The 22,963-nt window shown below is 72.0% G+C and carries 18 protein-coding genes; 2 read left to right on the plus strand and 16 right to left on the minus strand.

Annotated features, from left to right (window positions below):
* Nucleotides 1–315 precede the first annotated feature (315 nt).
* Nucleotides 316–1,140: an SAM-dependent methyltransferase gene (locus LCD33_RS14325; protein WP_224966304.1), complete on the plus strand. Its 825-nt coding sequence runs from the start codon at nucleotides 316–318 to the stop codon at nucleotides 1,138–1,140.
* 42 nt (nucleotides 1,141–1,182) lie between these two features.
* Here the strand turns inward: LCD33_RS14325 and LCD33_RS14330 are convergent, their stop codons facing one another.
* From LCD33_RS14330 to eno, 10 genes are all read right to left on the minus strand, one after another.
* Nucleotides 1,183–2,184: an ABC transporter ATP-binding protein gene (locus LCD33_RS14330; RefSeq protein WP_224958908.1), complete on the minus strand. Its 1,002-nt coding sequence runs from the start codon at nucleotides 2,182–2,184 to the stop codon at nucleotides 1,183–1,185.
* On the minus strand, nucleotides 2,177–3,181 hold the full coding sequence (locus LCD33_RS14335) for an ABC transporter ATP-binding protein (protein ID WP_224958906.1): 1,005 nt from the start codon (nucleotides 3,179–3,181) through the stop codon (nucleotides 2,177–2,179). The genes LCD33_RS14330 and LCD33_RS14335 overlap by 8 nt, the downstream gene beginning before the upstream one ends.
* Before the next feature lie 10 nt (nucleotides 3,182–3,191).
* The gene (locus LCD33_RS14340) at nucleotides 3,192–4,142 is read right to left on the minus strand and encodes an ABC transporter permease (protein ID WP_373689986.1); all 951 of its coding nucleotides are present in this window, start codon (nucleotides 4,140–4,142) and stop codon (nucleotides 3,192–3,194) included.
* On the minus strand, nucleotides 4,135–5,061 hold the full coding sequence (locus LCD33_RS14345; RefSeq protein WP_224958904.1) for an ABC transporter permease: 927 nt from the start codon (nucleotides 5,059–5,061) through the stop codon (nucleotides 4,135–4,137). Before LCD33_RS14345 ends, LCD33_RS14340 begins: the two co-directional genes overlap by 8 nt.
* Nucleotides 5,062–5,136: 75 nt before the next feature.
* Complete coding sequence (locus LCD33_RS14350; protein WP_224966305.1) at nucleotides 5,137–6,774, minus strand: ABC transporter substrate-binding protein; 1,638 nt, start codon at nucleotides 6,772–6,774, stop codon at nucleotides 5,137–5,139.
* Nucleotides 6,775–6,980: 206 nt separating this feature from the next.
* A complete protein-coding gene (locus LCD33_RS14355) occupies nucleotides 6,981–7,934 on the minus strand; it encodes a Ppx/GppA phosphatase family protein (protein WP_224958902.1) in 954 nt (317 codons plus the stop codon).
* 235 nt (nucleotides 7,935–8,169) lie between these two features.
* Entirely contained in the window at nucleotides 8,170–9,882 is a 1,713-nt protein-coding gene (locus LCD33_RS14360; protein WP_224958901.1) for a lytic transglycosylase domain-containing protein, read from the minus strand.
* Between the two features lie 316 nt (nucleotides 9,883–10,198).
* Nucleotides 10,199–10,696: a DUF501 domain-containing protein gene (locus tag LCD33_RS14365; protein ID WP_224958900.1), complete on the minus strand. Its 498-nt coding sequence runs from the start codon at nucleotides 10,694–10,696 to the stop codon at nucleotides 10,199–10,201.
* 1 nt (nucleotide 10,697) lies between these two features.
* A complete protein-coding gene (locus LCD33_RS14370; protein ID WP_224977938.1) occupies nucleotides 10,698–11,249 on the minus strand; it encodes a septum formation initiator family protein in 552 nt (183 codons plus the stop codon).
* A gap of 56 nt (nucleotides 11,250–11,305) precedes the next feature.
* A complete protein-coding gene (gene eno / locus LCD33_RS14375; protein WP_224958899.1) occupies nucleotides 11,306–12,592 on the minus strand; it encodes a phosphopyruvate hydratase in 1,287 nt (428 codons plus the stop codon).
* Between the two features lie 278 nt (nucleotides 12,593–12,870).
* Here eno and LCD33_RS14380 point away from each other — a divergent pair, with 278 nt between their 5' ends.
* A complete protein-coding gene (locus LCD33_RS14380) occupies nucleotides 12,871–13,248 on the plus strand; it encodes a tetratricopeptide repeat protein (protein WP_224958898.1) in 378 nt (125 codons plus the stop codon).
* A 10-nt stretch (nucleotides 13,249–13,258) separates the two neighbouring features.
* Here the strand turns inward: LCD33_RS14380 and LCD33_RS14385 are convergent, their stop codons facing one another.
* The 6 genes from LCD33_RS14385 to mfd form a co-directional block, all read right to left on the minus strand.
* Nucleotides 13,259–14,077, minus strand: coding sequence for a lytic murein transglycosylase (locus LCD33_RS14385; protein WP_224958897.1), 819 nt, complete (start codon nucleotides 14,075–14,077; stop codon nucleotides 13,259–13,261).
* Between the two features lie 80 nt (nucleotides 14,078–14,157).
* A complete protein-coding gene (locus LCD33_RS14390; RefSeq protein ID WP_224966307.1) occupies nucleotides 14,158–14,970 on the minus strand; it encodes a lytic murein transglycosylase in 813 nt (270 codons plus the stop codon).
* Between the two features lie 162 nt (nucleotides 14,971–15,132).
* Nucleotides 15,133–16,230 carry a MazG family protein gene (locus LCD33_RS14395; RefSeq protein ID WP_224958618.1) on the minus strand — a complete coding sequence of 366 codons (1,098 nt, stop codon included), beginning with the start codon at nucleotides 16,228–16,230 and terminating at the stop codon, nucleotides 15,133–15,135.
* Between the two features lie 239 nt (nucleotides 16,231–16,469).
* Nucleotides 16,470–17,399, minus strand: a complete 930-nt coding sequence (locus tag LCD33_RS14400) for a SurA N-terminal domain-containing protein (RefSeq protein ID WP_224966309.1) — start codon at nucleotides 17,397–17,399, stop codon at nucleotides 16,470–16,472.
* A 63-nt stretch (nucleotides 17,400–17,462) separates the two neighbouring features.
* Entirely contained in the window at nucleotides 17,463–18,989 is a 1,527-nt protein-coding gene (locus LCD33_RS14405; protein ID WP_224966310.1) for an LCP family protein, read from the minus strand.
* A gap of 341 nt (nucleotides 18,990–19,330) precedes the next feature.
* Nucleotides 19,331–22,951 (minus strand): transcription-repair coupling factor, encoded by a 3,621-nt coding sequence (mfd, locus tag LCD33_RS14410; protein WP_224958613.1) that lies wholly within the window; start codon nucleotides 22,949–22,951, stop codon nucleotides 19,331–19,333.
* Nucleotides 22,952–22,963: the final 12 nt, after the last annotated feature.

The raw sequence follows: 22,963 nt of genomic DNA on the forward strand, positions 1-22,963 counted from the left end.
CCCGGGGGGCCAAATTTTTAACCGCCCCCCCCCGGCCCCCGCCCCCCCGCCCCGCCCCCGGGCCCCCCCCCCCCCCCCGGGGGGGCCCCGCCCCCCCCGGGGCCCCGGGCCCCCCCCCCCCGGGCACCCCGGTGCCCGCGCATTCCAGGAATGGCTGATCACCGTGCGTTCGGAATCGGTGACGAATTGCAGCCGGACGTTTCGGTTGTGCATTCCCCTGGTTCTGGCGAGAACCGGTCAGCGCACCTGCGGTTCTGCACTTCGACCGCGGAACGGGCATGGTCAACTTCCGTTCCTTGTTGCAACATCAAAGGCATGGGCGCCAACGAGTACGACCTGTTCCGGAACATGCCCTCGGTGCCCGACACCGATCGCCCGAACTCGGCCCGCATGTACGACTACTACCTCGGCGGCTCCGCGCACTTCGCGATCGACCGCAAGGCGGCCGACGACGCGCTGGAGGTGCTGCCGCAGTCCGCGGTGTACGCGCGGGCGAACCGGGCGTTCCTCGGGCGGGTGGTGCGGTTCCTGCTCTCGGAGGGCGTCGACCAGTTCCTCGACCTGGGTTCCGGCATCCCCACCGTGGGCAACGTGCACGAGATCGCGCACCGCATCGATCCGTCGACGCGGGTCGCCTACGTCGACCACGAGCCGGTGGCGGTGGCGCACGCCCAGCGGATGCTCACCGGGCAGTCCAACGTGACGATCACCCAGGCCGACGTGCGGGATCCGCAGAGCGTGCTCACCGCGCCCGGGGTGGCCGGGATGCTCGACTTCTCCCGGCCGATCGCGGTGCTGGCCATCGCCATCCTGCCGTTCGTGCCGGACGACGAGGAGGTGCACCGGCTCGTCGCCAGCTACCGGGAGGCGAGCGCTCCGGGCAGCTGGATCGCGATCTCGCACATCTCGCAGGTGTCCGCCACCGACGAGCAGGCGCGGGTGGCGCACGAGGTGATGGCGCGGACGCCGACCCCGGTGCTGTGGCGCGACCGGGACAGCGTGCTGAGCCTGTTCGACGGGTACGTCCTGGCCGATCCGGGGCTGGTGCTCTCGCCGCTGTGGCGCCCCGATTCGCAGATCAGCTTCGGCGAGGCGGGGCAGGCGAACGCCTACGGCGGGGTGGGTCGGCTCGACGCGTGAGCGCGCGCCCCGCCCTGAGCCGGGCGGGGCGCGCTCGCGCGATCAAGCGACGACGTGCGGCCGTTCCTCCGCGAAGTGGCAGGCCGCCGGGTGTTCGCCCAGCCGCACCTCCAGCTCCGGCGCGCTCTCCGCACAGATGTCCTGCGCCTTCCAGCACCGGGTGCGGAAGCGGCAGCCCGACGGCGGGTTCGCCGGGCTCGGCACGTCCCCGGTCAGCCGGATGACCTCGCGCTTGCCGCGCAACGTCGGGTCCGGCACCGGGACCGAGGACAGCAGCGCCTGCGTGTACGGGTGCTGCGGATGCTCGTAGATCTGCTCGTCGGTGCCGATCTCCACCATCTTGCCCAGGTACATCACGCCGACCCGGTCCGACAGGTGCCGCACCACGCCCAGGTCGTGGGCGATGAACACGTACGAGAGGCCGAACTCCTGCTGCAGCTCGCCCAGCAGGTTCATCACCTGCGCCTGGATCGACACGTCCAGCGCCGACACCGGCTCGTCGCAGACGATCACCTTCGGACGCAGCGCCAGCGCCCGCGCGATGCCGATGCGCTGCCGCTGGCCGCCGGAGAACTGGTGCGGGTAGCGCTGCAGGTGCTCGGGGTTGAGCCCCACCACCTCCAGCAGTTCCTGCACCTTGCGCTGCCGGTCGCCCTTCGGCGCCACCTCGGGGTGGATCTCGAAGGGTTCGCCGATGATGTCGCCGACGGTGCGACGCGGATTCAGCGACGTGTACGGGTCCTGCAGCACGATCTGCATGTCGCGGCGCAGCTTGCGCAGCTCGGCGCCGCGCATCTTGAACATGTCGCGGCCTTCGAAGGTGGCGGAGCCGCTGGTCGGCATTTCCAGCCGCATCAGCACCTGCGCCAGCGTGGACTTCCCGCAGCCGGATTCGCCGACGATGCCGAGCGTCTCGCCCTTGTTCAGGTCGAACGAGACGCCGTCCACGGCGCGCACCTGCCCGACGGTGCGCTGGAAGACGATGCCGCGGTTGATCGGGAAGTGCTTGACCAGGTCCCGCACTTCGAGGATCGGCTCACTCACTGGTCATCAGCTCCTCGGCGAAGTGGCAGGCGCTGGTCCGGCCGCCCCCGAGCAGGTGCTGCTCGGGAACCTGCTCCTGGCAGCGGTCCTGGGCGCGCGGGCAGCGCGGGTGGAACGGGCAGCCGCTGGGGATCTTCATCAGGTTCGGCGGCAGGCCCTTGATCGTGTCCAGGTCCTGGCCCTTCAGGTCCAGGCGCGGGATCGACCGCATCAACCCCTCGGTGTAGGGGTGCCCGGGCTGCGCGTAGAGGCTGTAGGCGTCGGCGGCCTCGACGATGCGGCCCGCGTACATCACCACGATCCGGTCCGCGACCTCCGCGACCACGCCGAGGTCGTGGGTGATGAGGATCAGGCCCATCCCCCGCTCGCGGCGCAGCTCGTCGAGCAGGTCCATGATCTGGGCCTGCACTGTCACGTCCAGCGCGGTGGTCGGTTCGTCGGCGATGAGCAGCTTCGGGTCCAGCGCCAGCGACATCGCGATCATCGCCCGCTGCCGCATGCCGCCGGAGAACTGGTGCGGGTACTCCTTCACCCGCTGCTTCGCGTTCGGGATCTTCACCATGTCCAGCAGTTCCACGGCGCGGGCGGTGGCGTCCTTGCGGGACATGCCGCGCCGCAGCCGCAGCTGCTCGGCGATCTGGAAGCCGACGGTGAACACCGGGTTCAGCGCCGACAGCGCGTCCTGGAAGATCATCGCCATCGAGTCGCCGCGCAGCTCGCGCCGACGGGCGTCGGTGGCGGTGAGCAGGTCCTCGCCGTCGTAGCGGATGGCGCCGCCGGTGATGAAGCCCGGCGGGGTGTCCAGGATGCCCATCACGGTCTGGGCGGTGACGCTCTTACCGGAGCCGGATTCGCCCAGCACGGCCAGCGTCTCGCCGGGGTCGACGTGGTAGCTGACGCCGTTGAGCACCTTCGCGACGCCGTCGCGGGTGCGGAACTCCACGTGCAGGTCCTCGACGTCGAGCAGCCGCCCTGCCTTCTCGTCCTTGTCGGACACAGCGGTCCTCCTACTTCTGCTTCGGGTCGAGCGCGTCGCGGACAGCGTCACCGAGCATCACGAACGCCAGCACGGTGACCACCAGGAACCCGGCGGGGAACAGCAGCAGGTGCGGGGCGGTCTCGATGTAGTCGCGGGAGTCCGCGATCATCACGCCCCAGGACACCACCGGGTACTTCAGCCCGAGGCCCAGGTAGGACAACGTGGCCTCGGCGCCGATGAACCCGCCGAGCGCGATCGTGGCGTACACCAGCACCGGCGCGAGGCAGTTCGGCAGCATGTGCCGCAGGATGATCCGCGACGGCTTCGCCCCCAGGGCGCGCGCCGCCTTCACGTAGTCCTGCTGCTTCGCCGAGATCGCCGCGGACCGCATGATGCGCATCGCGATCGGCCAGGACAGCGCCGCGATCGACCCCACCACCTGCAGGATCACCCGGGTTCCGCTGGGGATGTCACCGGGCTGGTTGAAGGTGGTCAGGATGACGATGGCGCCGAGCACGAACGGCAGGCCGAGGAAGATCTCGGAGAACCGGGACAGCAGGTTGTCCAGCCAGCCGCCGTAGTAGCCGCCGATGATGCCGACGACGGAGCCGATCAGCACCGTGCCCAGCGTCGCGAGCACGCCGACCGCGATGGACGCGCGGGCGCCGTAGACGGCGCGCGCGTAGATGTCCCGCCCCTGCACGTCGTAGCCGAACCAGGCGTCCGCGGACGGGCCCTGCCGCGCGTTGGTCAGGATCGCGTTGTTCGGGTCGGCGGAGGTGAACAGCTGCGGGAAGGCGACCATCAGCAGCAGCACGAAGATGATCGCCGAGGAGATCAGGAACAGCGGCCTGCGGCGCAGGTCCCGCCAGGCGTCGGCCCACAGGCCGCGCGGCTTCTCGGGCTTGATCTCGTGGGCCGCCATCGGGTCGGTCCCGGATTGCGTGGTGGTGACGACAGTGGCAGTCGGTTCAGTCATATCGAATCCTCGGGTCCAGGACCGCGTACAGGATGTCCACCAGGAGGTTCATCAGCAGGTAGACCAGCACCAGCAGCGTGACGATGCCGGTGACGGTCATGCCTTCCTTGGTGAGGATGGCCTTGTAGACCAGCCCGCCGATGCCCCGGATGTTGAACACGCCTTCGGTGACGATGGCCCCGCCCATGAGCGCACCCAGGTCGGTGCCCAGGAAGGTGATCACCGGGATCATCGAGTTCCGCAGCAGGTGCACGCCGACGACGCGGCGCGGTTCCAGACCCTTCGCGTAGGCCGTGCGCACGTAGTCGGCGCGCTTGTTCTCCATCATGCTCGTCCTGGTCAGCCTGGCCACGTAGGCCATCGACAAGCTGCCGAGCACGAAGCCCGGTACGAGCAGCTCGCCGAACGTGGGGTCCGACCCGACGGATGTCTTGATCAACCCCAGTTCGGTGCCCAGCCACACCTTCAGCACGAACCCGGTGACGAACACCGGCAGCGAGATCAGGAACAGCGTGGAGACCAGCACCAGGCTGTCCAGGAACCCCTTGCCGCGCAGGCCGGTGACGATGCCGGCCAGGACGCCGATGACGGCCTCGATGACCAGCGCCACCAGGGCCAGCCGCACGGTGGTCGGGTAGGCGTTGGCGATCAGCTGGGAGATCTGGACGCCGTTGTAGGTCTCGCCGAAGTCCCCGCTGAACAGCTGCGCGAGGTACTTGAAGTACTGCACGACGAGCGGGTCGTCCAGGTTGAACTGCTCCGTCATCTCCTTGACGTACGACTCCGGGCAGGGCCGCTCACCGCACTTGCCGGCGAACGGATCACCCGGGACGGCCCACACCATCGCGTAGATGAGGAATGTGGTGCCGATGAAAACTGGGATCAACTGCAACAGCCGTCGCAGTACGTAACGTCCCACCGGTCCTCCTGTGCACGAAGAACGCGGCCCGGCCCCCCCCGTGCGTTCCGGGGCGAGCCGGGCGCCTCGCTCTGCTTACTGCTGCTTCAGCGTCACCGACGTCAGGTCCAGCTTGCGGAACGGCGTCGCCTTCGCTTCGGCCAGCCGCTCGGTGGAGAAACCGGCCTGGACCGGCTGGGTCCACAGCGGGATCACCGGCATGTCGTTGGCCAGCAGCTTCTCCGCGTCCGCGTAGAGCTTGTTGGCCGCTTCCACGTTCGGCGCGGCGTTGGCCTTGTCCAGCGCGGCGTCGAAGGCCGGGTTGGAGTACTCGCCGTCGTTCGAGGACGCACCGGTGCGGTACAGCTGCGTCAGGAACGTCTCGATGTTCGGGTAGTCCGCGACCCAGCCGGTGCGGTACATGCCGGTGAACTCGCGGGCGTTGGCCTGGCGGCGGAACTCGCTGAAGGTGGGGGTCGGCGTGTACTGCACGTCGATGCCCAGGTTCTGGCGGATGCTGGACGCGACCGCCTCGGACCACTCGTTGTGGCCGCCGTCGCCGTTGGTGATGATCGTCAGCGTGCCGTCGAACCCGCCGGCCTTGGCCAGCAGCTGCTTGGCCTTCTCCGGGTTGAACGTGCAGTACTCGCCGCACTGGCCGGGCACGAAGCCCTCGACCGACGGGGAGGTCCAGCCGTCGGCGGGCTGGCGGCTGCCGGCGAAGATCTGCTGGGTGATCGTCGGGCGGTCGATCGCCATCGAGATCGCCTTGCGCAGGTCCGGGTTCTTGAAGCGCTCGTCGTAGAGCGGGAACGCGATGTTCTGGGTCAGCAGACCCGGCTTCTCCTGGGCACCTTCGCCGAGGTCGGCGCGCCACTTGTCACCGGTGAGCGCCGAGACCGGCACCTGGCGGATGAAGTCGAGGTTGCCCGAGACCAGGTCCTGGTAGGCGGTGTCGAGCTCGTCGTAGACCTTGAACTCGACCGCGCCGACCTTGGCCTTGTCCTCGCCCTTGAACTCGTCGTAGCGGGTGACGGTGAGGCTCTCGTTCGGCGACCGGGAGTCGAACTTGAACGGGCCGTTGCCGATCGGCTTGTCCTCGAACCCGTCCTTGTCGGTGTAGAACACCTCGGGCAGCGGGTAGAACGCCGAGTAGCCCAGCATGGTCGGGAAGATCGCCAGCGGGGCCTTGAGCTCGACCTGGAACGTGTTCGGGTCGAGGACCTTCAGCCCGGACATCGTCTCGGCGGTCGGCTTCGGGGCCTCCTGCGGGCCGCTCGCGCCGTCCGGGTCCGCGGGGTTGACGTCGTCGTAGCCCTTGATCTGCTCGAAGAAGCTCGCGCCCTGCTGCCCGTTCGGGCCGTAGGCGGTGTAGTTCCAGGCCTTGACGAAGCTGTCGGCGGTGACGGGGGACCCGTCGTGGAACGTCCAGCCCGGCTTGATCTTGATGGTGAACGACTTGTTGTCAGGCGAAGGAGTGATCTGCTCCGCCATCTCGTTGCTCACCGAAGCGTCGTCCGGCGAGTACTTGACCAAGCCGGAGAAGATCGAGTCGATGACGTTGCCGCCGTTGACCTCGGTGGTGTTGCCGGGGATCAACGGGTTCTCCGGCTCGCCCCACTCGACGGTGACCGTGTCCGCCGACGCCGAACTCCCGCCGCCACCGCAGCCGGAGGCCAGCAAGGCCACCGCCAGCGGGGCCGCCAGCATCGCGGCCAGACGTCCCTTTCGCATGCGTCCTCCCACTTCCCACGCGCGCCCCTGCGAGGATTTCTCGGGGTCACACCTCGCGGCGACGATGTTCACCACCGCGATAGATGAGCGTAAACATAAATGAGAAACCCCCACCCGCAGTGCCCCGTCACAAATCCGTCACTTTCTGGTTCGATCCAGAAACCAACCTATCCACACGCCGGAGGCGATCGACCACACTCTGAGAACTAGCTGATAGACAGGGCGATCCCGTCCAGGATGTCGTGCTCGGACACCGCGACCGCATCGATCCGGGCGCGCTCGGCCAGCTCGTCGGCGAGGACCTTGACGACGAGCGCACCACCACTGATCACGTCGACCCGACCCGGGTGCATGGAACCGATCGCAGCGCGTTCTTCATGAGTCATCGCCAACAGCTCCGAAGTCGTTTCTCCGAGCTGTTTCTGGGATAAACGGGAAAGGTGAATTGCCGCGGGATCGTAAACCGGCAAGTTCTGCGCCACCGCGGACAGCGTGGTCACCGTTCCGGCGACTCCGACCCAGGTCCGGGCGCCGGAGGCGTCCACCGCGGCGAACGCCTCGTCCAGGATGCCGCGAGCGACCCGCTCGGCCTCGGCGACGTCCGCCGCGGATGGCGGGTCGGTGTGCAGGCAGCGCTCGGTGAGCCGCACGCAGCCGACGTCGGCGGAGAAGGCCGCGTCGATCCGGGCCTGCGCGCCGTCCCAGCTCCCCACGACGAGCTCGGTGGAGCCACCCCCCACGTCGGTGACCACGAACGGGCCGTCGGCGGGGTCGAAGTCACCGACCGCACCGATGAACGACAGGCGCGCCTCCTCGTCCCCGGTGATCACCTCGGCGTCGACGCCGAGGGTCTCGCGCACCATCGCGAAGAAGACGTCCCGGTTCGCGGCGTCGCGGGTCGCCGAGGTCGCCACCATCCGGATCCGCTCCACGCCCTTGCGGCGCGCGATGGCCGCGTAGTCGACGAGCGCCGCCCGGGTGCGCTCCAGCGCTTCCTCGGCGAGCCGGCCGGTGGCGTCGACGCCCTGGCCGAGCCGGACCACCCGCATCTCGCGGTGCACGTCGCGCAGGTCGCGGACGCCGTCGGAGCTCGCGGTCACGTCGGCCACCAGCAGCCGGATCGAATTCGTCCCGCAGTCGATCGCGGCCACCCTGGACATGGGCTTCTCCTCGCTCTGGTCGGTGCTCCGGAGCGATTGCCCCGTTCCTCGATCGGCGACCACGCTAGCGGCTGCCGGGGAACGGTTCGGCGCGGACTCACCGGCGGCGTGTCGGCGCAACCCGGGACGGCGGACCGGCACCGGCCGGGTGAACGACTTCCGCCGCCGGTCAGGCGGTGCGGACCGACCGGTCCACCCTCGGGCGAGATTCGAGCTCACTCACCTGATCGGATGATCATGGGCGGGGCTTGAAGTCGGCGGGCACCTCGCACGCCTGCAGCGGACCGGTGGACGCGGGCCGCACGAGCACGACCTCGCCGGGCTTCGCCTCCCCCGGATCGCTCGTGCCCGCCTCCAGCCGAGGGGCGGCGGTCTCCCCGCCGCGCAGGACGAACCGGCCTTCGTCGAGCGCGCCGACCTCGCACGGGTCCAGGACGCCCGCGGCCTCCGGGAACGTCGAGGAGACCGGGGTGCTCGGTTCGGTCGGGTCGGTGCTCGGCCGGGAGGTCGGCTCCGAGGTCGCGGACCCGGGCGGGCGCGGTCCGGCCGTGGGTCGCCCTGGGTCGGCGGACGGCGGGGCGGTGCTCGACGGGACCTCGTCCGGGTTCGAGGGCTCCCCCGTCGCGGACGGCCGGGACGGCTCCTCGCTGGACGGCTGGGCGCCGGAGGTCGGGCCGGGGTCGCTCGGTTCCTCCGACGCCGGGGCACCGGGTTCCGTCGGGGTCGGACCGGCGGACGGCGGCGCATCGGACGGCGGGGCGTCCGAAGGCGGCCGGTCCGAAGGCGGCTGATCCGCAGGCGGGACCGAACCGGACGTCGGCGGGGCGGACGGGTCCTCCGGGTCCGAGCTCTCCGCGGGCGCGGGTGCGGGCGAGGTCGCACCGTCCTCCGGCGCCGGCTCGTCCGGCCGCCCCGGTTCCGGCGGTGCGTCCGCACCGGGGTCCGCGGTCGACGCCCCCGGCCAGGTGGGCCGCGCGGCCTCGTCCGGCGCGGGCGGCGCGCCGGGTGACGGCGGGGTCAGTGCCGACGCGCCCGAGCCGGGCTCCGGCGGCGCGGCGATCACCTGCTCCGGCCGGGCCGCGGGCAACCTGCTGCCCGCGAGCACGTCGCGCCCGTCGGGTTCCGGCAGCGGCTCCACCGGCTGCGGGAACGCGCCGTCCGCGTAGGCGTCGGCCCAGGTCAGCACCGTGCGCACGTAGTCGTCGGAGTGGTTGTAGCGGAACACCGCCTCCGCCAGCGCCCGCCGTTCCCGCAGGTCTCCACCGGCGCTGCACAGGTAGGCGCCCGCGGTGGCCGCCGCGTCGTGCACGTTGTGCGGGCTGAGCTCGCCGTCGTCGTTGCCGTCGAGGGCGTACTCGTTCCAAGTGCCGGGGATGAACTGCATGGCGCCGACGGCGCGGTCCCACACCGGGTCGCCGTCCAGGCTGCCGCCGTCGGTGTCCGGGATGGCGGCGACGCCGGGTCCGCCGCTGAGCCGGGGCCCGAGGATCGCGGAGAGGGCGTTGCCGTCGACGTCGACCTCGCCTCCGCGGGCGTGCGCGGATTCGATGCGGCCGATGGAGGCGAGCACCGACCAGTGCACGCCGCAGCCCGGGTGCGTGCCGACGAGCCGGTCGGCGGCACCGACGTAGGCGGCCATCATCGGCTCGGGGATGTCGAGTCGTCCGCTGGGCTGGTCGTCCGGCGGACCGGGCAGGCGCTGCGGCCGGCCCGCGAGGTCGAGCAGTTCGGTGCTGGGTTCGCGGGTCTGCGGCAGGTGCCCGCTGGCTCCGTAGAGCCCGCTGTCCGGGGCGGATTCGGCGCGCCCGTCGCGCACGGTCGGCGGCGGCAGCGAGAGCAGGGTGCTGGAGGCGGCGACGAGGAGCAGCGTGGGGGTGAGCGCGGTCGCGGCGCGCCACCGGCGCCGGTTCCGGCGGCGAGCGGTGGGACGGGTGTTGCGAACTGCCACGGTGCCTCCAGCCCCCACGAGATCGTCCGCGCTCGGGGCATCGCCACCGGCGCTGGATCCGTCACCACGGTGGCACGAAGCGGCGCGTCACGACTCTTGCGCTCACTCGATCGAGTGGCATTAATAGCAGCTTCGATCATGCTCTGTGATCAAGCCAGCTGATCGAACACGATGGAGTCGATCTCCGCAGGCCGAGGCCCCGCCGCACGCGGTTCCGCCGGCACTGCGCGAGAGGCACCACCCCAGGAGTGAGTGCTCCGGCGACGCGCGCCGCCGCCCCGCGACCGCAGCGGGCCGGGCGACGACGCGCAACCGATCAGTCCGCGGGCTCGGGCGCCTTCTCCGGCCAGCGGCGCTCGATGATCTCCAGCGCCTCGTCGCCGAACGGGTTCACCCCGGGCCCCGTGGCCAGCGAGTGCGCCACGTGGACGTGCAGGCACTTCACCCGGTCCGGCATGCCGCCCGCCGTGACCCGGGTGCCCAGCGACTCGATCGCGTCCCGCTCCGCCAGGTAGGACTCGTGCGCGGCGCGGTAGCGCTCCGCCAGCTCCGGGTCCGCGGCGAGCCGGTCCTGCATCTCACGCATCAACCCCTCGGCCTCCAGCGTGGAGCAGTGCGCCACCAGCCGCGGCGAGGTCAAGTAGTACAGGGTCGGGAACGGCGTGCCGTCCTCCAGGCGCGGGTGCGTCTGCACCACGGCCGGCTCCCCCGCCGCGTCGCGCGCCGCCACCGCGCGCAGCCCGCGCGGCGGTCGGCCCAGCTGGCGGGCGATGCTGTCGCGGTCGCTCGCGGCGACCGCCGAAGTGTTGCTCACGTCAGTTCCCTGTCAGCGACTTCCACAGATCCGAGTACCAGGCGCCGTCCTCCTCCGGTTCCGGCGCCGTGGGCGGCGTGGCCGGTCGGCCGGGCAGGTCCACGATGTACGGCGTCTCCCCGGGCCGCACGTACCCCAGCCGGGAGCGGGCCTCGGCCTCCACCCGCTCCGGGTCGGAAAGCTGCGCCTTGCGCAGTTCCAGTTCGCGCACCTGCTGGACGAGCTCGGTGCGCTGCTGCTCCTGCGCGGCGAGTTCACCGCGCTGGCTCAGGTAGGTGCGCAGCGGCACGGACACGCTCAGCGCCATCGCGCACAGCAGCAGCGCCAGCAGCGCCGCCCGCCGCGTCGAGGAGAGCTTGAACGCGCCCGCGGTCTCCGAGCGGGATCCGGTCTTCGACCGCGGGCCGGAACCCGCCTGGGCTCCCGCCCGCGTCCCGGACCGCTTCGCGGTGGTCTGCGCCTCCGAACGGCGGCGCGCACCGTTCCCGCGCGTCGACGAGGAACCGTCCCCGCGACGGCGCTGCTGTCGATCAGAAGATCGCCCGCTCGGCATCGTCCGCACCCGTCGTCGTGGTCACCCGGCCTCGCGGACCGCTGGTGACCAGGATGTCACGCCTCCAGGTTGAGCCGCGGGAAAGCCAGCTCACCCGCGTAGCGGGCGGCGTCCCCGAGCGCTTCCTCGATGCGCAGCAGCTGGTTGTACTTGGCGACCCGCTCGCTGCGCGCCGGGGCACCGGTCTTGATCTGGCCGCAGCCGGTGGCCACCGCGAGGTCGGCGATCGTGGTGTCCTCGGTCTCGCCGGAGCGGTGGCTCATCATGCTCTTGTAGCCGCAGGAGTTCGCCAGGTTCACCGCGTCCAGCGTCTCGGACAGGGTGCCGATCTGGTTGACCTTCACCAGCAGCGCGTTGCCCGCGCGGCGGTTGATGCCCTCTTCGAGGCGCTCCGGGTTGGTGACGAACAGGTCGTCGCCGACCAGCTGCACCCGCTCGCCGAGCTCGCTGGTCAGCTGCACCCAGCCGTCCCAGTCGTCCTCGCCCAGCGGGTCCTCGATGGAGACCAGCGGGTAGTTGTCGAGCAGCTCGGTGTAGTAGCCGGTCATCTGCTCGGCGCTGCGCTTGGCCTTCTCGAAGGTGTAGGCGCCGTCCTCGAAGAACTCGGTGGCGGCGACGTCCAGCGCGAGCACGATGTCGGTGCCCAGCTTGAACCCGGCCTTGTCCACGGCCACCGCGATGAGGTCGAGGGCCTCGCGGTTGTTCGGCAGGTCGGGGGCGAAGCCGCCCTCGTCACCGAGCCCGGTGGGCAGGCCCTTGGCCTTGAGCACCGACTTCAGCGCGTGGTAAGTCTCCGCACCCCAGCGCAGCGCGTCGGAGAAGGAGTCCGCACCCACCGGCGCGATCATGAACTCCTGCACGTCCACCCCGGTGTCGGCGTGGGCGCCACCGTTGAGGATGTTCATCATCGGCACCGGCAGCACGTGCGCGTTGGGGCCGCCGACGTAGCGGAACAGCTCCAGGCCCGCCGAGTCCGCGGCGGCCTTCGCGACGGCCAGCGAGGCGCCGAGGATGGCGTTGGCACCGAGCCGGGACTTGCCCGGGGTGCCGTCGAGGTCGACGAGCTTCTGGTCGACGACGCGCTGCTCGGTCGCGTCCAGGCCGGCCAGCTCCGGGCCGATCTCGTCGAGGACCGCTTCGACGGCCTTCTCGACGCCCTTGCCGCCGTAGCGCTCGGCGTCGCCGTCCCGCAGCTCGACCGCCTCGTGCTCACCGGTGGAAGCGCCCGACGGGACGGCCGCGCGGGCCAGCGTGCCGTCTTCCAGTGCCACTTCGACCTCGACGGTGGGGTTACCGCGCGAGTCCAGGATCTCGCGGGCGCCGACCTGTTCGATGATCGCCACGTGTGCTCCTAACCAGGGTTTGAGGTATGGGCGGCCCGCCCCGCCTCGCCCGTGCGCGCGAGCGGGCGCCGATCGCCCCACGACCGCCCCCGAGCCTATCGGTGGGCGCGAGGCCGGTGCGGCCGACTTCGCGCACGCCACACCGCGCACGTCCGCCGGAACGGCCGAGATCGCCCCGGTGGCCACGCGCGGTGATCGCCGGCGGCCTGGACGGGCCCCGGTGACATCCGCTCGGCCGTCGAGGAACACCGGGCTCGGCACGTACCGTTGAGCGGACCATGAGCAGCGAAGGCACCGTTGAAGCGTTCCGCCGGGCGGAGAGCCTGGTCGCCCAGCGCCGACCTTGGGAAGCTCTCCGCGCACTGCAACCCGTGCTCGACATCGCCGAGGACAAGCCCTCCGTCCAGCTGCTGCTAGGGAGGGCTTACCTGTTCACCGCCCAGTTTCGCCGGGCCGAGGCCGCGTTCCTGCGGGTGATCGAGCTCGATCCGTCCGACCACTACGCCCGGCTGGTGCTGGGCCGCACCCTGCAGCGGCAGGGACGGCTCCGGGAGGCACGCAGCCAGGTCCAGCTGGCGGCGGTGATGAATCCCGACCCCGCCTACCAGGAGGCGCTGGGCGAGATCAACGCCCGGCTGGCCACCCGCGGCGGCTGAGCCCCGGGGTTCATCCCCGGCGGCTCGCGGCCGCCGAGTAGCTCTCCGCGATCGCGTACACCTTCTGCCCGTACTCCACCGAGTTGTTGTACGACATCACCGCGCCCCACCAGCCGGCGCCGGTGGTCAGGTCGCGCCCGCTGGAGCACAGGTAGCGCGCCGCGGCCATCGCCGCGTCGTCCAGGTTCTGCGGGTCGCCGATCCCGTCGCCGTTGCCGTCGGTGGCCCACTTGCGCCAGGTGGACGGGATGAACTGCATCGGGCCGACCGCCCGGTCGTGCACCGGGTCGCCGTCGAGCGCCCCGCCGTCGGTGTCGCCGATGGCCCGCACGCCGGGAGTGCCGTCCAGCGCCACGCCGATGATCGGGCTGGAGGGCACCGCGTCGTCGCCGAGCACCCGGTTCCCGTAGCGCCCGTGGTTGGACTCGATGCGGCCGATCCCGGCGAGCATGGCCCAGGAGATGCGGCAGCCGGGCTGGTACTGGCGCATCGCCAGGTCCGCGTTGACGTAGGAGATCAGCGCTCGGGACGGCACGTCCGCCGAGGCGGCGACGTGATCGGCCCATTCCCGCACCGGGTCTTCGCCCGCGGGCGCGGACTGCTGCGCGGGCTCGGGGACGAGGGGCGCGGCGGAGCCGGGCAGCACCGGCGCGGGTTCCACCACGACCTGCTCGGGCGGTGGGCCGGCCGCGGGTGCGGCTTCGGGCCGGGTGAGGGTCGAGGCCAACGCGACCCCGGCGCCCATCGTGGCGACGAGGGCCAGCGCCACGGCCAAGCGTCCGACGGCGGCGGCCACTCCGCGCAGCCGGGAGGCGGTCGGGTCGGTCACGCGATCAGGCTACTTGCCGGTAGTCGCGAGAACTAGGAGCGAACACGAATCGACCATCCGCCCTCGGACCAGGGACTCGATCAGTCGGTGCCGAAGAGGGTGCGGCTGGTCTTGCCGTAGTGGTCCGCGTGGTCGAGCACGTCCTGCCCGTAGTCGTGGCTCTCGTTGTAGTCGAGCAGCGCGACCCAGAACCGGTCCGGGTCCTGCAGGTCGCCGCCGACGGTGCACAGGTACTCGGCGGCGGCGAGCGCGGCGTCGTCGATGTCGTTGGGGTCGGCGACGCCGTCGCCGTCGGCGTCCACGGCCCACCGCTGCCAGGTGGTGGGGATGAACTGGAGGGGCCCGATGGCCCGGTCGAAGACGGGGTCGCCGTCGAGCCTGCCGCCGTCGGTGTCCTCGATGCGCTTGACGCCGTGGCTGCCGTCCAGCGGCAGGCCGATGATCGGGATGGTGGGTCTGCCGGTCTCGTCGAGGCGGGCGCCGCCGTAGCGGCCGTGGCTGGATTCGATGGCGCCGATCCCGGCGAGGGTGGTCCAGCCGAGCCCGCAGCCGGGGTGGCTCTGCGCGACGGCTCCGGCGGCGTAGCCGTAGGCCTGCAGGGCGGCGCGGGGGATGTTGAGCTCGTCGGACATCGATTCGGCCCAGGCGGTGAGCTGCAGCTGGGGCCGTTCCGTGGTGGGCAGCGGCGGGCCGCCTTCGGGCAGCACCCGGACCGGGGGCGGGTCGACGCCGCCGTCGGGGGGCGCCACCGCGGGCGGGGGGACGGCCTGCACGCTGGGTCGGATCTGCTCGGGTTCGCGGTCCGGCTCGGTGCCGCACGAGACGAGCAGTGCGATCATCGGTACCACTCCGGCGAACCGCCACGACCTGCTCGTGCTGAGTTGCTGCGACACGAATGCCCTCCCTCTCCCACTCCAGTGTGCACGTACCGGATCAACACCCGGGAGCGAACCGGACTTTTCGCTCGCCGCCGCGCGGGCACCGCCCGGATCAACGAGTGCGGGGGTGCCGCGGTGCGGGCGGACGGCCGCCCCACCGATTCAGTCCACAGTGGACTAGTTGTGATCGTTCCCGCTGGTCGCACCGCCACGGCTCCAGTAGGAGGCCCACTGCTCCGAGGTGAGCCGGTGCGGATCGTGCCCGTCGGCCCGCGCCGCGGCCTCCGCTGCCCGCACGCGCCCGTCGAAGTCCAGCGCGGCGGCGCGCAGCTCGTCCTCCGGATCACCGCCGTCCAGCCTGGCGCGGGCGACCAGCTCGAACAAGCCCGCCCCCGGTGATCCGGCAGCGGTGAGCAGCTCGCGCGGCACTCCGGCGCGGTCGGCGCGGTTCACCAACTTGGCCGCCAGCGCCGCGGCGGGCTGCCCGGTGGCCACGCCGTCCAGGACGGACTCGCGCTGCTTCTCCCGCTGCTTCAGCTCGTCCCAGCGCAGCTGCTGGGACTCGGCGTCGTGCACCGAACCTGCCTCGGTGAACACCTGCGGGTGCCGGGACACCAGCTTGCCGACCAGGTCGGCGGCGACCTCGTCCACCCCGAACGGTTCCGCGCCGTCCTCGGCCGCGATCCGCGCGTGGAACAGCACCTGCAGCAGCACGTCCCCCAGCTCTTCGCGCAGCGACGCCCGGTCCCGCTGCTCGATCGCGTCCAGCAGCTCGTAGGTCTCCTCCACCAGGTAGCGGCGCAGCGAGTCGTGGTCCTGCTCCGCGTCCCACGGGCAGCCGCCCGGCGAGCGCAGCCGGTCCATCACCGCCACCGCGTCCAGCAGTTCCGCACCCACCGGTGGTTGCGCGCCGAGCAGGACCGCACCCGCTTCCAGCAGCGCCGCCGCCTGCGCCGAGTGCACGTCCGGGGCGAACAGCACCACCGGTTCGCGCTCGGCCCCGGCCAGCAGCTCCGGCACGTCGGGCGTTCCCGGGTCGTCCAGCGCGGAGACCGTGGCGGGCGGGAGTCCCGGCACCGCGTGCACCGCGGCGGCGCGGCGCAGCGCGGGCACCGCCGCCGCCGGGATCACGTCCCCGAGGCGGTCGTCCACGAGCACCACCGCCGTCCCGGGCGCCACCGTCCCGAGGTCCGGAAAGCGGGAGGTCGCGCCGGTTCCACCGGAACCGCTGGTGCGGTCGCCGGACCCCGGCGCCGCCGAACGTGCGTTGTGCATGGCGCGATTGTCCCAACCGCGCGGCCGTCCTCCGCCGCAGTGCTCGATCCATGCCGCGGAGGTTGCCGGGGAACCCGCCCGCACCCCCGTCCGACACACCGGCGCATCACCCGGTACGGGTGATCTTCGGCGACTCGCGCCGCGAAGATCACCTGTTCGGCCGCAGCCGGGGCATCGGCACCACGGCACCCCACCCGGCCGGCGGTGCGGACGCGGGACGGCGACCGCCCGACCCGCCGTCAGGAACGCGCGCCGGGCAGGACGATCCCGGTGGTCTCGTCCGCGTTCGGCGCCGCCGACAGGCCCAGCTCGTCCCACACGCCGTAGCGCGGGCTCAGCTCGACCCCGACCTGCTGGGCGGTGACCCGCAGCAGCTGGTCGCCCAGGGCCTGCATCTTCATCTCGTCCGCTCCGGCGGCGCTCGGCGCGGGCGGCGGCGGGCCCACCTCGCGGCGCTTGATCCGCACCACCGTCCACTGCCCGGACTGCGGCTGCAGCTCGAACGCCATCGCCGTGCCGGTGCGCGCGCCGAACAGCGGGGTGCCCGCCGCCAGGTCGGGCACGTCGGCGGAGCGCAGCCGCTGGTCGGCGGCGGCACCCGTCCCGGCCTGCCGGTCCTCGGCGACGAGCGCGGCCGATTCCGCGTCACCGCCCGCCATCCGCCGCACCTTCTCCTCGGCTTCGCGGCGGTTCATCGCGGAGGTGACGTCGTAGACGACCGACAACCGGTCCACGTACTTGCGGCCCAGCTCGGCCGCGAGCAGCCGGCTGCGCACCACGTCCTGGATGTCGCTCTCGGTGTAGATCTGGCCCTTGCTGGCGGCCTGCGGACCACCGGCCGAGTCGATGACGTCGGCGACCCGCCGCTCGTCCACGTCCAGGTCCTCGGTCCGCGCGGCCTGCTTCATCAGCTCGCGGCGCACCAGGTCTGCGGCCATCCGGCGGCTGAGCTCGCCGAGCATGCCCTGCTCGGACAGCTGCGCCTTCGCCTCGGGCTCCTTGTCCAGGACCGCGCGGTAGCGGCTCTGCACCTCGTTGACCGGGATCCGCGCCTCCCCGACGAACGCCGCGGCGCCCGCCTTGCCCGGTTCGACACCGCAACCGGCGAGCAGTGCGCAGCAGAGCAGGATCAACGCGAGCGGGCGGACCCGGTGCATGGCGGAACTCACAGCGATCACCCTCTCACGAGATCATCGCAGGGTGAAACCTCCGCCCGCCGGGTCCGGCCCCGGTCAGTTCACGCAGGGCACGCCGCCCGCGGTGATCGGCTGCTCCGGTTCCTGGGCGAGCCGCAGTCCGTCCAGCCGCAGTGCCTTCGCACCGGCGAAGTTCACCGCACCCGGACCGTCGTAGTCCGCGCCGAGGTACACCTCGGCGGTGCCCGCCGGGACGGATCCGCTGGTGCGCACCGGGATTCCGCCGAGCGCCGCCGCGACCTGCTCCCCCGCGTCCTGCTCGCCCGCGGCGACCCGCACCGAGGAGGAGCTCGCCGACGCCGCGTTGCCCGTCGACCCGGTGCCGAAGCCCTGCGCCGCCAGGTGGTTCGCCACGCCCGCGGCCAGGCCGGTGATGCCGGAGGCGTTGTAGACGTCCACGGAGACCTCCGCCGGGGAGCTCGACTCGGAGGTCTCGGGCTGCGCCTCCGGCGACCGCTCGGCCTGCTGGCGCACCGCGCGTTCTTGCGGGGACAGCAGCAGGTTCGCCACGAACCGGTGCACCTCGTCCTCGTCGGCCTGCACGTCTTCGCGCCCGGACGGGCCGACGAGCTCCACCGGGATGGTGTGGAAGTCGATGTCGCCGCCCGCGATGCCGTGCATCTGCTGCGCGAACTCCATGATGTCCCAGCCGGAATCGACCACCACCGACTTCTGCAGCGCCCCGATCAGCTCGCCGAGCCGCACCGGGTTGCCCAGCGTGCCCGCGGACAGGATCTTGTTCGCCAGTCCGGACATGAACACCTGCTGGCGCACCACCCGGTCCAGGTCGTAGTTCGGCAGGCCGTAGCGCTGGCGGACGAAGGCCAACGCGTCCGCGCCTTCGACCGTCTGACGCCCGGCGGGGAACACCGCGCCGGAGTGCGCGCTGTCGTCCACCGCCTCGTTCAAGCACACCTCGACGCCGCCCACGGCCTTGGTGACGTCGTAGAACCCCAGCAGGTTGACCTCAGCGTAGTGGTCGATGCTGGCGCCGGAGAGCTCTTCGATCGTTTTGATCAGGAATTTCTGGCCTTCGGCCTTGGATTGCAGTTCCAGCTGCTTGGGGTCGGTGACGCCGTCCTGTTCGAGGCGGTGGCGGGCTTCGCTCTTGGCGCGGCCGAGGGCGGAATTGAGCTTCTGCTCGCCGTAGCCGTTGCCGAGTTCGACCATGGTGTCGCGGGGGAAGGACACGGCGCTGGCGCGTTGCCCGCCGTTGGGGATGCGCACCAGGATCATCGTGTCGGTGAGGTCGCCGCCCTCGTCGTCGGTGGTGCGCAGTTCCTTGAGCACCTCTTCGGGCAGCGGGTTCCCGTCGGCGTCGGTGCGGCTGTCGTTGCCGACCAGCAGCACGTCGGTCGCGCCGTCCGGCGAGTTCAGGCCGCTGCCGATGACATCGCTGCCGGAGAGCCCGCCGGTGACCCCGTTGAGGGCGCCCCACGCGTAGGCGCTGCTCCCCAGGACCGCCACCGACAGCAGGGCGATCACCGTGCGCCCGAAGAACTTCCGCGCGCGGCGCGGCCTGCGCGGGCGAGGTGGTTCGCGGGGAACGACGGGGTGCCGCACGGTCGTCGCCTCGCCGGGACGGGACGGCCCCGGACGAGCATTCCTCGGTCGCTGCGGTCCTCGTGCACGCTCCACGCCCTCGTCCTCTCCCCGCCCCTGCAACACCAGGAGGCGCGCCGACCGGCGCGGCCACCTACGAGTTCAGACGCGCCACGGCCGAGCGGGTTGCCTCCCGGCACCGCACGACCACCGATCAGACCCCGGACCACCGGCGGGAGCGGAGCGCTCGCGAACGCGCGCCGATCATGCCCCGGCGCACGCACCACCGCCAGCAGAACCGCCGAGCACGCACCCGTCCGGCCGAGCGGAACGCACCGCGCGGCAGCGGGTTCAGGACGCGGTCAGCCCACCGGCGCCGGTCGACCGGCGAGCGAGGTCAGCAGGGTCGCGCACCACTCCAGCAGCGCCTCGTCCCGCAGCGGCGGCGCGCCGATCCGCCCGCCCGCGGCACCTTCGGTCGGCCGCGGCACGGACACGGTGCGGACCGTCGCCTTGTACACCGCCTTCGGGTAGAGCCGCTTGAGCCGCATCTGCTGCGAGTCGGCCAGTTCCAGCGGCGCCACCCGCAGCGAGGAGCCCTGCAAGGTCACCTCGGTGACGCCGTGTTCCCGGCACACCTGGCGGAACGCGGCGACCTTCAGCAGTCGCCGCACCGGTTCCGGCAGCGGACCGTAGCGGTCCTCCAGCTCGGCGCGCACCGCGTCCAGCGCGGCCTGGTCCCCGGCCGCCGCGATCTTCCGGTAGGCCTCCAGCCGCAGCCGCTCCCCCGGCACGTAGTCGTGCGGGATGTGCGCGTCGACCGGCAGGTCCACCCGCACCTCGGCGAGCTCCTGCTCCAGGTCGGCGGTGCCCGCGCCCGCGTGCTGCTTGAACGCCTCCACGGCCTCGCCGACGAGCCGCACGTACAGGTCGAAGCCGACGCCCGCGATGTGCCCGGACTGCTCGGCGCCGAGGATGTTGCCCGCGCCGCGGATCTCCAGGTCCTTCATCGCCACCGCCATGCCCGCGCCGAGCTCCGAGTTCTGCGCGATCGTCGCGAGCCGGTCGTGCGCGGTGTCGGTGAGCGGTTTCTCGCCCGGGTACAGGAAGTACGCGTAGCCGCGCTCGCGGGCGCGCCCGACCCGGCCGCGCAGCTGGTGCAGCTGGGAGAGGCCGAGCATGTCGGAGCGCTCCACGATCAGCGTGTTCGCGTTGGAGATGTCCAGCCCGGTCTCGACGATCGTGGTGCACACCAGCACGTCGTGCTCGCGCTCCCAGAACCCCTGGATGATCTTCTCCAGGCGCTCCTCGTTCATCTGGCCGTGCGCGGTGACGATCCGCGCCTCCGGCACCAGCTCGCGCAGCGACCGGGCGGCCTTCTCGATCGTGGAGACCCGGTTGTGCACGAAGAACACCTGGCCGTCGCGCAGCAGCTCGCGGCGGATCGCGGCGCCGACCTGCTTCTCGTCGTAGGCGCCGACGTAGGTCAGCACCGGGTGCCGCTCCTCCGGCGGGGTCAGGATGGTCGACATCTCGCGGATGCCGGCCATGCTCATCTCCAGGGTCCGCGGGATGGGCGTCGCCGACATCGTCAGCACGTCCACGTGGGTGCGCAGCGCCTTGATGTGCTCCTTGTGCTCGACGCCGAAGCGCTGCTCCTCGTCGACGATGACCAGTCCGAGGTCCTTGTAGCGCACGCCGGTCTGCAGCAGCCGGTGCGTGCCGATCACGATGTCCACCGAACCGTCCGCGAGGCCCTGCAGCGTCTGCTCCGACTCCTGCGGGGTGGTGAACCGGGACAGGCCCTTGATGGTGACCGGGAAGGAGCGCATCCGGTCGGTGAAGGTGTTCAGGTGCTGCTGGGCGAGCAGCGTCGTCGGCACCAGCACCGCCACCTGCTTGCCGTCCTGCACGGCCTTGAACGCGGCGCGCACCGCGATCTCCGTCTTGCCGTAGCCGACGTCGCCGCAGATCACCCGGTCCATCGGGACGGCGCGCTGCATGTCGGCCTTCGCCTCGTCGATCGCGGCGAGCTGGTCCCCGGTCTCGGTGTAGGGGAACGCGTCCTCCAGCTCCCGCTGCCACGGGGTGTCCGGGCCGAACGCGTGGCCGGGCGCGGACTGGCGGGCCGCGTAGAGCTGCACGAGTTCGGCGGCGATCTCCTTGACCGCCTTGCGCGCCTTGGCCTTGGTGTTCTTCCAGTCGGAGCCGCCGAGCTTGTTCAGCGTCGGCAGCTCGCCGCCGACGTAGCGGGACACCTCGTCGAGCTGGTCGGTGGGCACGAACAGCCGGTCGCCGGGCTGGCCCCGCTTGCTGGAGGCGTACTCCAGCACCAGGTACTCGCGGGTGGCGCCGCCGACGGTGCGCTGCACCATCTCCACGTACTTGCCGATGCCGTGCTGCTCGTGGACGACGAAGTCACCGGCCTTCAGCGCCAGCGGGTCCACCGCGTTGCGCCGCCGCGAGGGCATCCGGCGCATGTCCTTGGTGGACGTACCGCCGCGGCCACCGGTCAGGTCGGTCTCGGTGAGCACCACCAGGCCCACCCCGGCGGCGGCGAAACCGTCCTCCAGGCCGCCGCGCACCACGGTGATCACGCCGGTCTCGGGGGCCGCGGTCAGCCCGTCGGCGGCGTGGCGCACCGGCAGCTCGCCGTCCCGGAACTGCTGCACCGCGCGCTGCGCCGTCCCCTGGCCGGGCACCACCAGCACCGCGGCGCCGCCGGAGGCGGTGTGCGCGCGCAGGTCGGTGAAGGCCCGCTCCACCTCACCGCGGTACGCCTCGACCTGCTTGAGGCCCAGGTGCACCACGCCGCGGTCCGCGCTGTCGCTGCTGAGCTGGGTCAGCGTCCACCACGGCAGCCCGATCTCCCGGGTCCGCTCCTCGACCTCCGCGAGGCCCCGGTACGCCGAGGCGCCCAGGTCGATGGGGGCCTTGCCGCCGTCGGCGGCGACCATCCAGGACGCCTCCAGGAACTCCTGCCCGGTGCGCACCAGGTCCGCGGCCCGCGCCCGCACCTTCTCCGGGTCGGACAGCAGCACGTGGGTGCCGTCCGGCACCAGTTCGGTGAGCAGCCGCATCTCGCCGTCGCACAGCGCCGGGATCAGCGCCTCCATGCCTTCGACGGCGGCGCCGCCCGCGATCTTGCCGAGCATCTCGGACAGGTGCGCGTCCGCCTCGTGCCGCCGGGCCAGCTCGGCCGCGCGCTCCGCCACCTCCGGGGTGATCAGCAGTTCGCGGCAGGCGGGGGCGTACAGCGCGGTGTCGGTGGCATCCGGCAGCGAGCGCTGGTCGGCGACCGAGAACGGGCGGATCTCGGTGACCTCGTCGCCCCAGAACTCCACCCGCAGCGGGTGTTCCACGGTCGGCGGGAACACGTCCACGATGCCGCCGCGCACGGCGAACTCGCCGCGCTTCTCCACCATGTCCACGCGCGAGTAGGCGAGGCCGGCCAGCCGTTCCACCAGGTCCTCGAAGTCGTGCTCGTCGCCGAGCCGCAGCCGCACCGGGGCCAGCTCGCCCAGGCCGGGCGCGATCGGCTGGATGAGGCTGCGGACCGTCGTGACCAGCACCCGCACCGGGCCTTCGGCGTGCTCTTCGGGGTGCGCGAGCCTGCGCAGCACCGCGAGCCTGCGCCCCACCGTGTCCGCGCGCGGGGACAGCCGCTCGTGCGGCAGCGTCTCCCAGGACGGGAGCACCGCGATGCCGTCCGCGCCGAGCAGGTCCTCCAGCGCGGACGCGGTCTCCTCGGCCTCCCGGCCGGTCGCGGTCACCAGCAGCACCGGGGCCGCCGCACCGGTGTCGGCGGCGAGCGCCGCCGCGGCCAGCGGACGGGCGGCGACCGGGCCCTCCAGCACCAGGTGCGGCCGACCGGCCGCGGACACCACTTCGCGGAAGGTCTCCTCCCGCAGCAGCGCGTCGAGCAGCCCGTGCAGCGCGGCCGGAGCCGCGTCGGTCGCCGTGGCAGGACCAGCCTGGATCATCAGAATCCCTCG

The organism is Saccharopolyspora sp. 7B, from assembly GCF_020177435.1.
GTDB classification, from domain to species: Bacteria; Actinomycetota; Actinomycetes; order Mycobacteriales; family Pseudonocardiaceae; genus Saccharopolyspora_C; species Saccharopolyspora_C gregorii.